Origin of the sequence: Aquabacter spiritensis, from assembly GCF_004346185.1 — a bacterium.
Taxonomy (GTDB): Bacteria; Pseudomonadota; Alphaproteobacteria; order Rhizobiales; family Xanthobacteraceae; genus Aquabacter; species Aquabacter spiritensis.
In genome coordinates this window covers 516,441-528,475 of sequence record NZ_SMAI01000001.1, presented here as the reverse complement: position 1 = coordinate 528,475, position 12,035 = coordinate 516,441, and the positions used below count along the sequence as shown (strand labels likewise).

Below are 12,035 nucleotides of genomic sequence, written 5' to 3'. Positions count from 1 at the left end.
ACGGGAGCATGCCGTCCGGCCGATGCCGCTCAATCCTTGGATGAGGCGAGAGCGGCGGCGATCGTGGCGAGCGTGCCGAGGTCCCCGTCCAGGCGGAATGTCTTGATGCGGCTGGTCGCGCCTGCGGCGAGGACGACCCGCGAGGGGGCGAGGTCGAACGCCTCGGCCAGGACCCGCCCGACCGCGGCATTCGCCGCACCGTCTTCCGGCGCGACCCGCACGCGCACTTTCAGCACGTCGCTTCCGTCCGCGAGCCGTGCCGGCCCGTCGATGGCGTCGCGGCCGCCCTTCGGCGTCACCCGCACCCGGACGGAAAAGCCGCCGGCATCGGCCTGCCAGAACGGCACGCCGGGTCAGAAGACGTAAGGGTAGATGTAGAGACCGATCACCCGCTCGATGAAGAAGATAATCAGGATCAGCACCATCGGCGACAGATCGAGGCCGCCGAGGCTCGGCAGGATGCGGCGGATCGGCGCCAGCACGGGCTCGGTCATGCGATAGATGACCTCGCCGATCGTGCGGACGAACTGATTGTGCGGGTTCACCACGTTGAACGCCACCAGCCAGGACAGCACGGCAGCGGCGATCAGCACCCAGACATAGAGCTGGAGCACGATCAGGATGACGTCGAGTATGGCGCGCATCGTCAGCATAATCCTCGGCAGGCGGGGCGGCCCACGAGCGTCGCCCGCACGTTCGGGCAGCAGCAATAGCCAAGGCGAGGCCGATTGAACAGAGCGGTCTTTCGCATCGCGCCGAAGCCGAGCGCCGGGGTCCTCCGGCCGCGTCAGCCCGTGGTGGCGTCGCCCTCGTGCGGCTTGTCGGGATCGGGCAGGCTTCCGGCGCCGGGGGTCTTCTCCTCATCGACGAGATGGGGCTTGGCATGGGGACCGGCGGCCGGATCGGCCCCCGCTTTCCGCTTCTCCTCCGTCTTCGCCCCCGGCTCGGCGCCGGACGGGGCATCGGGATGCGGACGGTCTGCGGTGTCATCTGACGAATGGGGCATTGCGGGCCTTCGGGTTCATATCCATATCGAAGAACGCCGTCGGCGCGTCGAAGTTGCGGAGGCCGGGTGAAATGCCGCCTTGTCCTGCGAAGCTTGACTCGGCGGCCCCCCGCGGGCAGCTTCCGCGCGCGCCCGGGCCGGCGACGTGCCGGCTCCCTTCTTCCCGGAACCAACGGACAGGCATGCGCAGCTATCTGGACTTCGAAAAGCCCGTGGCCGAGCTCGAGGCAAAGGTCGAAGAGCTGCGCACGCTCTCGACCGGCGACGGCGTCGCCATCGCGGAAGAGGTGCAGAGGCTGGAGGCCAAGGCCGCCGAGGCGTTGACCCAGCTCTATTCCAATCTCACGCCCTGGCAGAAGACTCTGGTCGCGCGGCACCCCTCCCGGCCGCACTTCTCCGATTTCGCCAAGGGCCTGTTCGACGAGTTCACGCCGCTCGCGGGCGACCGCAAGTTCGGCGAGGACGAAGCGATCATCGGCGGCTTCGCCCGCTTCAAGGGCGAAGCGGTGTGCGTCATCGGCCATGAGAAGGGCTCGAACACGGAGGCCCGGCTGCGTCACAATTTCGGCATGGCGCGCCCCGAGGGCTACCGCAAGGCGGTGCGTCTGATGGAACTCGCCGAGCGGTTCCAGGTGCCGGTGATCGCCCTCGTCGACACCGCCGGGGCCTATCCGGGCATCGGCGCGGAAGAGCGCGGCCAGGCCGAAGCGATCGCCCGCTCGACGGATGCCTGCCTCGGGCTCAGCGTGCCCAATGTCGCCGTCATCATCGGCGAAGGCGGATCGGGCGGCGCCATTGCCCTCGCCACCGCGAATTCCGTGCTCATGCTGGAGCATGCGATCTACAGCGTGATCTCGCCGGAGGGCGCAGCCTCGATCCTGTGGCGCGACACGGCGAAGGCCCAGGATGCCGCGACCAACATGAAGATCACCGCCCAGGATCTCATGCGGTTCGGCGTGGTCGACACGATCGTCCGCGAGCCGGCCGGCGGCGCCCATCGCGACGCGCCGACGGCGATCGCGGCGACCTCGGAGGCGATCGAGACCGCGCTTGCCGGTCTGAAAGACCTCGACGGTCCGGCTTTGCGCAAGGCGCGGCGCGAGAAGTTCCTCGCGATCGGACGAACCCTCTGACTGGCGCCGCGGGCCGGAACTTTCGCCGCCATGGTTAATCCGCCAGCAGAGCGTTCCGCATCAAGGAACGCCGGCTGATCCTGCTCGTGCCGCGAAGCTTGCGCCGGGCCGTGCGACGGGGGCGCGGGGGGCGGAACCATCTCATCTTGGCCGCATTTGCCGGCTTGTGTGCCGGAAAGGGCCGGATAGCTTCCCGTTTTCGCCATCTTGTAGTAACCCGGCGTCAAGGCTGGAGGTCTATCCATGTCGCTCTCCGCATCCGGATCGGACATTGGAGTTTTGCGTTGAGCCGTCCGCAGCCGCTTCTGTCCCGCGTCCGCCTCGCCGCCTTGGCGGCCTGTGCCGCTCTGGCGCTCGCCGGATGCAACGGTGATTCCTACGACATTTCCGCCCGTGCCAGGCAGCCGCTCTCGGCGAAGACGCTGGCGCTGATCGACGAAAAGGGCATGACGCCGGAAAGCCCGATCCTGGTGCGGATCTACAAGCAGGAATCCGAACTCGAGGTCTGGAAGCAGAAGCGGGACGGGGACTTCGCGCTCTTGAAGACCTATCCGATCTGCCGCTGGTCCGGCGATCTCGGGCCGAAGGTGCGGGTCGGCGACCGCCAGGCGCCGGAGGGCTTCTATACGATCACTCCGGGACAGATGAACCCGAATTCCAGCTATTATCTCGCCTTCAATCTCGGCTTCCCCAACGCCTATGACCGGGCCTATGGCCGGACCGGCGACTTCCTGATGGTGCACGGCGACTGCTCGTCGGCCGGATGCTACGCGATGACCGACGAACAGGTGTCCGAGATCTTCGCGCTCGCCCGCGATTCGTTCGCCGGCGGCCAGAAGGCGTTCCAGGTTCAGGCGCTGCCGTTCCGCATGACGCCGGTCAATCTCGCCAAGCACCGCAACAATCCCAACATGCCCTTCTGGAAGAATCTGAAGGAAGGCGTGGACACGTTCGAGGTCACGAAGCGTGAGCCGAAGGTGAATGTGTGCAATCGGCGCTATCTGTTCAACGCGACGGCCGAGGGTCCGCGCGGGTTCGACGCCTCGGCGCCATGCCCGAGCTACACCGTTCCCGTCGATGTCGCCGAGGCGGTTTCCGCCAAGGCGCGGGCCGACGAGACGAAGGTGGCAGAACTGGTTTCGAGCACGCCGAGCGCGCCGAACCGCGCCGGCATCGACGGCGGCATGCACCCTGTGTTCCTCGCCAAGTTCAAGGAGCTGAACCCGTCGCACAATGATGGGCAGATCGTGGTGGCCGGCCCCGTGCCGGGAACCATGCCGGCCAAGACCACCAATCCGCCGCGGGTCGCGGATGACGGCTTCAGCCCGATCGGTACGCCGACCGGAAGCCTTCTTGCGGCGGCGCAGCCGGCGATCTTCACGGCCCGGCCCGGCGCGCCGGCCTCTCCCGACGCCGCGCCTGCTCCGGCCGCGCCCGATGCGGCGACGCGTGTCGCATCGACCGATCCGGAAGGCCTGTCGTTCGCAAAGATGCTCGGCTTCAACCCGGCAGCGACGCCGGCCGCCGAGCCCTTGACACCCGCGGTCGCACCGGCCGCGCCGCCGCCGCGTCCGACCCTCGCGGCACCTGCTCCGGTGCGCCCGGCGGCGTCTCCGGTGCCCGCATCGCGCGCCGCGACGGCGCCCTCCTCCGTCCCAGCCGCGGCTACGGCGGGCGCGCCCGAACAGCAGACGGCGAGCCTGTCGCGTGAGCCGGGCTTCGCCCCGCCCCCGGCGCCGCTCGCAGGGTCCACCACCATCGTCGGAACGACCGGCTTCACCACCGCCCGCTGACGGACGCGGGCAGGAGCCCGCCTGCGCGCCGGTGCGGTCGCGGCGGCATGTTCGCGGGCCGAGGCCAGCGTCCGGAGGGGCAGGTCGGTTTTCCGTTGAACCGGGGACGGAGCCGCGCACGCGGCCGGGTAACCGCCATCGCCGCCCGGGCTTCACTGGCGCGGGCACGCCCCGGCCGCGCTCCGGAGCGTTGCGCGCGCGCTGATCACAAAGCGTGCCGGAACGAAGCCGTTCCGGCACGCATCACGTCCATGCGGAAGAGAGGGGAGGGCAGGCAGCCAACCCGGTCCCCTCCGGCCGGTTCGCCGTCAGGCGAAGCGGCCGTGGCAGTGCTTGTATTTCTTGCCGGAGCCGCAGGGACAGTTCTCGTTCCGGCCCACTTTGCCCCAGGTGGAGGGATCCTCGGGGTTGCGCTCCGCCACGGCGACGTCGCCGGTCAGAGCCGGCTGGGGACGCCGGCCGATCGCCGCGCCGGCCATCGCCATTTCATCCTCGCCCGTGGTGGCATCGATATGATGGCCTTCCATGGCCGGCAATTCCGCCATGGGCGGAGGCGCGGTGACGATCTCGACCCGCATCAATTGCGAGGTGACGATCTCGCGCAGCCGGCCGAGCATGGCGGCGAAGAGCTGGAACGCCTCCGACTTGTACTCATTGAGCGGGTCGCGCTGGCCGTAGCCGCGCAGGCCGATCACCTGGCGCAGATGGTCGAGCATCGCGATGTGCTCGCGCCAGAGATGGTCGAGCGTCTGAAGCAGCACCGACTTCTCGACGTAGCGCATCAGATCCGGCCCGTATTGGGCGCTTTTTCCGGCCATCCATTCGTCGGCGCGCTGCACGATGCGCTGCGTCACCTCCTCGGCGCCGATGCCCTCTTCCTTCGCCCAGTCGGACACCGGCAGATCGAGGGTCAGCACGTCGCGCACCGCGAAGTCCAGGCCCTTCACGTCCCATTGCTCGGGGTAGGAATTAACCGGGATGTATTTGGCGACCAAATCGTGGATCACCGAGTGGCGCATGTCCTCGACGGTCTCGGCGATGTCGCCGTCATTCATCAGATCGAGCCGTTGCTCGAAAACGACCTTGCGCTGGTCGTTCAGGACGTCGTCATATTTCAGCAGGTTCTTGCGGATGTCGTAATTCCGCGCCTCGACCTTCTGCTGCGCCTTCTCCAACGCCTTGTTGATCCAGGGATGGATGATCGCCTCGCCTTCCTTCAGGCCGAGGCGCTGCAGCATGCTGTCGAGGCGGTCGGATCCGAAGATCCGCATCAGGTCGTCGTCGAGCGACAGGAAGAATTTGGAGTGTCCCGGGTCGCCCTGGCGCCCGGAGCGTCCGCGCAGCTGATTGTCGATGCGCCGGCTTTCGTGGCGCTCGGTGCCCAGAACCATCAGGCCGCCGGCTTCCAACGCCTTCTTCTTGAGCGCGGCGACCTCCGCGCGGATCTCCGCCTCGCGCGCGGCGCGCTCGGGCGCATCCGCGGGCAGATCCTTCAATTCCTGCCCGATCCGCATGTCGGCATTGCCGCCGAGCTGGATGTCGGTGCCGCGTCCCGCCATGTTGGTGGCGATGGTCACCGAACCCGGCACGCCGGCCTGGGCGACGATATAGGCTTCCTGCTCGTGATAGCGGGCGTTCAGCACCGCGAAATTCTTGCCCTGGACATGGCCGGTGAAGGCGTCCGGGTCGGAGAAGTCCTTCTGCGCGAACCCCGCCTTCAGCAGCAATTCGGCGAGCAGCTCCGACTTTTCGATCGAGGTGGTTCCGACCAGGATCGGCTGATTGCGCCCGTGCGCCTCCTCGATCAGCTTGATGATCGCGTCGTATTTCTCGGCGGCGGTGCGATAGACCTCGTCGTCGTCATCGATGCGGGCGACCTGCACGTTGGTCGGGATTTCCACCACGTCCAGCTTGTAGATGTCGCCGAACTCCGCCGCTTCGGTCGAGGCGGTGCCGGTCATGCCGGCCAGCTTCTGGTAGAGGCGGAAATAGTTTTGGAAGGTGATCGAGGCGAGGGTCTGGTTCTCCGGCTGGACCGGGACGCGTTCCTTCGCTTCGAGCGCCTGATGCAGGCCCTCCGAATAGCGCCGGCCGGGCATCATGCGGCCGGTGAACTCGTCGATGATCACCACTTCGCCGTTGCGGACGATGTAGTCCTTGTCGCGCTGGAACAGCGTGTGGGCGCGCAGCGCCTGGTTCACATGGTGCACCACCGAGACGTTCTCGATGTCGTAGAGCGAACCGGTCTTCAGCAGACCGGCGGATGAGAGCATCTGCTCCATCGTCTCCATGCCCTGTTCGGTCATGGCGACGGAGCGCTGCTTCTCGTCGACCTCGTAGTCCTTCTTGTCCAGGCGGGGAATGAAGGTGTCGATGGTGTTGTAGAAATCCGAGCGGTCGTCGAGCGGACCGGAAATGATCAGCGGCGTGCGCGCCTCGTCGACCAGAATCGAATCCACCTCGTCGACGATGGCGAAGAAGTGCGGCCGCTGCACCATCTGGCCGCGCTCATACTTCATATTGTCGCGCAGATAATCGAAGCCGAGCTCGTTGTTGGTCGCGTAGGTGACGTCCGACATGTAGGCAGCCCGGCGCTGCTCGTCGTCCAGGCCGTGGACGATGATGCCGGTGCTCAGCCCGAGGAAATTGTAGATGCGGCCCATCCACTCCGCGTCGCGGCGGGCCAGATAGTCGTTCACCGTCACGACGTGCACGCCCTTTCCGGCGAGCGCGTTGAGATAGACGGGGGCGGTGGCGACGAGGGTCTTGCCTTCGCCGGTCTTCATTTCCGCGATGCCGCCCTGATGCAGCACCATGCCACCGATCAGCTGCACGTCGAACGGGCGCAGTCCGAGCACCCGTTTGGACGCTTCGCGCACCGTGGCGAAGGCGGGAACCAGCAGATCGTCCAGATCCTTGCCGCCGGCCAATTCGGCCCGGAACGCGTCGGTGCGCGCGCGCAGCTGGGCGTCGGAAAGGCCGGTAAGCTCGGCCTCCAGCGCGTTGATCGCCTGGACGGTGGGGCGAAAGCCCTTGACCCTGCGGTCGTTCGACGATCCGAACAGCTTGCGGGCAATTCCACCTAGCATGGGCCTGGTCTCTATTCGTTCCGTGGGGACGGGAGCACCGGAACCGCCCGGCCGCACCGTCCGGTCAATGGCGCCCTCCTTCGACGCCAGCAATGCGGCGTCACCAAGTCGAAACGGATCGCGCCCGATTGTCGCTGCCAATGGAAGCTGCCGGCACTCTGGCCGCGTCCGGCTGACGGCTGGGTGGAGGACACCGTTGCGCCGAGGGGAGACTTATGAACGGGGCGGGGGCTTGTCAATGAGCCGAACGCCGATGATCGCTCCGCGCTGCATCGCAGCATGCATGGTGTCGGTGTCCGTTGGGCAAGCGGGTCACCGGAGGCGGAGCGGCCGGCGGCGGGGCCGGCATCGCCGTTAAGTGACATGGACAGGGGAGGGTCCGCTGCTTAGTATCCGCTCGACGTGCACGGTCCGGGGGTTGGGGTATGGCCGGGGTGATTTCTTTCTGCGGCGCTTGCAGTTTCGCTGGCGCCGGCGGCCGGCGGGGCATGGCCCTCGCGGCGGGCTTGGCCGGCTCTCTTCTGCTCGCGGGGTGCGAGGAGAAGAACCAGTATGTCGCGCCGCCGCCGCCGACCGTGACGGTGGCCCCGGCGCTCGAGCAGCCCGTGACGCGCTACCTTCAGCTCACCGGCAACACCGCGTCCATCAATTCGGTCGATCTCAATGCCCGCGTGCAGGGCTTTCTGACGGCGATCAAATATACGGACGGCGCCCTCGTGAAGAAGGGCACCGTCCTGTTCGTGATCGAGCAGGACCAGTACAAGGCTGACGTCGCCCAGGCGCAGGCGACCCTCGCCTCCAACCAGGCGGCCCAGGTTCAGGCGGAAGCCGAGTTCAACCGGCAGAACCAGCTCGCCAAGCAGGACTTCGCCTCGCAGGCCACCCTCGATTCGGCGCGTGCCAAGCGCGACCAGGCGGTGGCGAACGTCGCCAACGCCCAGGCCTCGCTGGATATCGCGAAGATCAATCTCGGCTATACGGAAGTGACGGCGCCCTTCGATGGCGTGGTGACGGCGCATCTTCAGGATGTCGGCGCCCTGGTCGGCTATAGCGGTCCGACCAAGCTCGCGACCATCGTCGAGGTGAATCCGATCTATGTCTGGTTCACTTTGTCCGAGACCCAGGTGCTGCGGATCAAAGAGGGCCTCGCCGCCCAGGGCCGGACGCTGCAATCGGTCGCCCAGGATCTCGCGAACATCCCCGTGGAAATCGGGCTCCAGACCGAGCAGGGCTATCCCCATAAGGGCAAGCTCGATTATGTCTCGCCGCAGGTCGACGCCAATACCGGCACGCTCACGGTGCGCGGCATCTTCGACAATCCCAACCTGGCGCTCATCCCCGGCCTGTTCGCCCGCGTGCGGCTTCCGCTCGGCCCGGCGACGCCGATGGTGCTGGTCAATGACAGCGCCATCGCCACCAATCAGAGTGGCGCCTATGTGCTGACGGTCGACAAGGACAAAAAGGTGGCGCAGACGCAGGTGTCGCTCGGCCAACTCCAGGACAAGGGGCTCCGGGCGATCGACAGCGGCCTCGCCGCGGGCACGCAGGTGGTGATCAACGGCCTCCAGCGCGCCATTCCGGGCGCGAGCGTGACGCCGGAGACCGGCACCATGGGGCAGGTGCCCCCGCCGCGCGCACCGATCGACCCTTCCTCCGCCCCCGCTGGCTCGCCGCCGGCCGCTCCGAAAAACTGATCCCGGCTTCTCGAACCTAGGCGGCGCCCATGATCTCGCGCTTTTTCATCGAGCGGCCGGTTTTGGCAAACGTGCTCGCGATCCTGTTCGTGGTGATCGGCCTCGTCTGCCTGATCCGCCTGCCGGTGGCACAGTATCCGAACATCGTTCCGCCCACCGTGTCGGTGACGACCTCCTATCCCGGCGCCAGCGCCAAGACGATGATCGACACCGTCGCCCTGCCGATCGAAGAGCAGGTCAACGGCGTCCAGGGCATGATCTACATGCAGTCCTGGGCCGCCTCCGACGGCACTTATACGCTGGTCGTGACCTTCGACATCGGCACCGATCCGAACATGGCGCAGGTGCTGGTGCAGAATCGGGTGGCGATCGCGCTCGCCTCGCTGCCGCAGGCGGTGCAGACCCAGGGCGTCACCGTGCTCCAGAAAGGCACGTCGATCCTGGAGTTCGTCACCCTGACGTCGCCCGACGGCAAGTTCGACGGCCTCTATCTGAACAATTACGCCAGCATCTTCATCGAGAACGAACTTGAGCGCCTGCCCGGGGTCGGCACGGTCTCGGTGTTCGGGTCCGGGACGTATGCGATGCGCGTCTGGATGGACGCCGACAAGATGCAGGCCGTCGGGCTCACGCCATCGTCCGTCATCAATGCCATTCAGGGCCAGAGCCAGGAGGTCACGGCCGGCCAGGTCGGCATGCCGCCGGCGCCCGCCAGCGCCAATTTCCAATACACCGTCAATATCCAGGGCCGGCTGAACGACGTCGTCGACTACGAGAACATCATCGTCAAGTCCGACAATCAGAGCGGCGGGCGGGTGGTCCGCATCCGGGACATCGGCCGGGTCGAGCTCGGCGCGCAGACCTATTCCAAGACCTTCACCCAGGACAACAAGCCGGCTGCCGGCATCGCCATCTTCCAGCTCCCCGATGCGAACGCGCTCCAGGTCGCGGCCGAGGTGAAGAAGAAGATGGACGAATTGTCCAAGACCTTCCCCGACGGCGTCGCCTACCACATTCCGTTCGATACGACGCTGTTCGTGACCGCCTCGATCAACGAGGTCTACAAGACCCTGTTCGAGGCCGGCATCCTGGTGCTGATCGTCATCATGCTGTTCCTGCAGGATTGGCGGGCGACATTGGTCCCGGCGACGACCGTGCCGGTCACCATCATCGGCGCGTTCGCGGCGATGGCGGCGCTCGGCTTCACCGTCAACCTCTCCACCCTGTTCGCCTTGATTCTCGCCATCGGCATCGTCGTCGACGATGCGATCGTGATCGTGGAGGGCGTGGCGCGGCATATCGAGGAGGGGATGGAGGGCCAGCCGGCGGCGGAAAAGGCCATGGACGAACTGTTCGGCCCGGTCATCGGCATCACGCTCGTCCTGATGTCGGTGTTCCTGCCGGCCTCGTTCATTCCCGGACTCAGCGGCGAGATGTTCAAGCAGTTCGCCCTGGTGATCGCGGCCACCGCCTTCATCTCGGCGATCAACGCCGCCACCCTGAAGCCGACCCAGTGCGCCTTGTGGCTGCGCAAGCCCACGCCGCCCGAGAAGAAGAACTTCTTCTACAAGGGGTTCAATGCCGTCTACGACAAGTGCGAACATGGCTACACCGCACTCATCAGCCGTATGGTGCACCATTCCAAAATGATGGTGGTGATTGCCCTGGTTCTGATGGGGGTCGCCGGCTGGGGCCTGTCGCGCCTGCCCACCTCGTTCCTGCCGATCGAGGATCAGGGCTATGTGATCCTCGGCATTCAATTGCCGGACTCGGCCTCCATGGAGCGCACCCGCCGCATGGTGGAGGAGGTCTCGGAAATCACGATGAAGATTCCGGGGGTCAAGACGGTGCTCGGCATTTCCGGCATCTCGATCCTGGACAACAGCGCGACGCTGGCCAATGGCGGCGTCATCTATGTCCCGTTTACCGATTGGAGTGTGCGCGAAAAGGAGAAGGGGCAGGATCTCCTCTCCATCTACACGAACATGAACCGGGCATTCGCCAAGATCGAGGGGGCGATCGTCATGGTGCTCGTGCCGCCGGCGATCCAGGGCATCGGCAATGCGTCCGGCTTCACCATGCAGCCGCAGATCCGCGACGGCAATTTCGACTATAATCTGCTGCAGAACGTCGCCGACGCCCTGGTCGAGAAGGGCACGGCGCAGTCAAGCCTGTCGCATCTCAACACCTCGTTCCGCGCCAGCGCCCCGCAACTTCAGGTCGATGTGAACCGCATCAAGGCGCAGCAGCTCGGCGTCTCGGTGAACCAGATCTTCACCACCCTCTCGTCATATGTGGGATCGAGCTACGTCACCCAGATCAACAAGTTCGGCAACGTCTTCCAGGTCTATGTCCAGGCCGAGGCCGCCTCGCGCCTGCTTCCGGAGGATCTGCAGAACCTGAAGGTTAGCACGCCAGACGGCACGATGGTTCCGCTCGGCACCTTCATCGACGTGCGCATGGTTGCCGGGGCTCCGTTGATCTCGCTCTACAATCTCTATCCGACCGCGACCATTGTCGGCACCAATGCGCCGGGCTTCTCCTCGGGGCAGGCGATGACGCTGATGGAGCAGATCGCCGCCGCGACCCTGCCGCCGGGCATGGGTTTCGAATGGACCGCCATGTCGTATCAGGAGCAGGTGGTCGGCGCGCAGATGTATTACGTCTTCGCCTTCGCCATCCTGCTGGTCTACATGGTGCTGGCGGGCCAGTACGAGAGCTGGATCCTGCCGCTCTCGGTGATCCTCGCGGTGCCGCTGGCGCTGCTCGGCACGGTGGGCGCGCTGACCGCGCTCGGGGCCGCGAACAATCTCTACACCCAGATCGGGCTCGTCCTGCTGATTGCGCTCGCCTCCAAAAACGCGATCCTGATCGTCGAATATGCCCGCGAGAAGCGCGCCGAGGGGATGGGGATCATGGAAGCCGCGATCGAGGCCTCGCGCCTCCGGTTCCGGCCGATCCTGATGACCTCCTTCGCCTTCATCCTCGGCGTGCTGCCGCTGGTCTTCGCGACCGGTGCCGGTGCCAATTCGCGCAAGTCGATCGGCATCGCCGTGGTGTCCGGCATGCTCGCCTCCACCTGCCTCGCGGTCCTCTTCGTGCCGTCCTTCTACACGGTGCTGCAGATTTTCGAGGAGAAGGTGCTGAAGAAGAAGCCCAAAATGGCACCGGGCCATGCGGCGTCGGGCGGCGGCCACCCGCCGGCGGGGCCGGCTGCGCCGGCCACCGCGTGAGGACACGCGGGACCGTTCGCGCGGTGCCGCGCCCGCGCCCGGGGCTGCCTGCTTATGCGGCAGGCCGCCGCAAAGTCGAGCTTTGAG

At 66.3% G+C, this 12,035-nt stretch carries 8 protein-coding genes; 4 read left to right on the top strand and 4 right to left on the bottom strand.

Going from position 1 to position 12,035, the window contains the following annotated elements; all coding sequences use genetic code 11:
* Positions 1-29: 29 nt before the first annotated feature.
* The 3 genes from EDC64_RS02520 to EDC64_RS02510 all read right to left on the bottom strand — a co-directional run bounded on the left by EDC64_RS02520 (position 30) and on the right by EDC64_RS02510 (position 1,006).
* A complete protein-coding gene (locus tag EDC64_RS02520; RefSeq protein WP_132029510.1) occupies positions 30-347 on the bottom strand; it encodes a DUF167 domain-containing protein in 318 nt (105 codons plus the stop codon).
* Positions 348-353: 6 nt separating this feature from the next.
* Positions 354-644 (bottom strand): YggT family protein, encoded by a 291-nt coding sequence (locus tag EDC64_RS02515; protein WP_132029508.1) that lies wholly within the window; start codon positions 642-644, stop codon positions 354-356.
* 143 nt (positions 645-787) lie between these two features.
* Positions 788-1,006: a hypothetical protein gene (locus EDC64_RS02510; protein WP_132029506.1), complete on the bottom strand. Its 219-nt coding sequence runs from the start codon at positions 1,004-1,006 to the stop codon at positions 788-790.
* A 182-nt stretch (positions 1,007-1,188) separates the two neighbouring features.
* Between EDC64_RS02510 and EDC64_RS02505 the strand changes: the two genes are divergently transcribed.
* Both EDC64_RS02505 and EDC64_RS02500 read left to right on the top strand, forming a co-directional pair.
* Complete coding sequence (locus EDC64_RS02505) at positions 1,189-2,139, top strand: acetyl-CoA carboxylase carboxyltransferase subunit alpha (RefSeq protein WP_132029504.1); 951 nt, start codon at positions 1,189-1,191, stop codon at positions 2,137-2,139.
* A 284-nt stretch (positions 2,140-2,423) separates the two neighbouring features.
* Positions 2,424-3,932 (top strand): L,D-transpeptidase family protein, encoded by a 1,509-nt coding sequence (locus EDC64_RS02500; protein WP_132029502.1) that lies wholly within the window; start codon positions 2,424-2,426, stop codon positions 3,930-3,932.
* Positions 3,933-4,240: 308 nt separating this feature from the next.
* Here the strand turns inward: EDC64_RS02500 and secA are convergent, their stop codons facing one another.
* On the bottom strand, positions 4,241-7,021 hold the full coding sequence (gene secA, locus EDC64_RS02495; RefSeq protein WP_132029500.1) for a preprotein translocase subunit SecA: 2,781 nt from the start codon (positions 7,019-7,021) through the stop codon (positions 4,241-4,243).
* Positions 7,022-7,509: 488 nt separating this feature from the next.
* On the opposite strand from secA, the gene EDC64_RS02490 reads away from it, so the two are divergent.
* Complete coding sequence (locus tag EDC64_RS02490; RefSeq protein ID WP_132029498.1) at positions 7,510-8,715, top strand: efflux RND transporter periplasmic adaptor subunit; 1,206 nt, start codon at positions 7,510-7,512, stop codon at positions 8,713-8,715.
* A 29-nt stretch (positions 8,716-8,744) separates the two neighbouring features.
* Positions 8,745-11,948, top strand: a complete 3,204-nt coding sequence (locus EDC64_RS02485) for an efflux RND transporter permease subunit (RefSeq protein WP_132029496.1) — start codon at positions 8,745-8,747, stop codon at positions 11,946-11,948.
* Positions 11,949-12,035 lie beyond the last annotated feature (87 nt).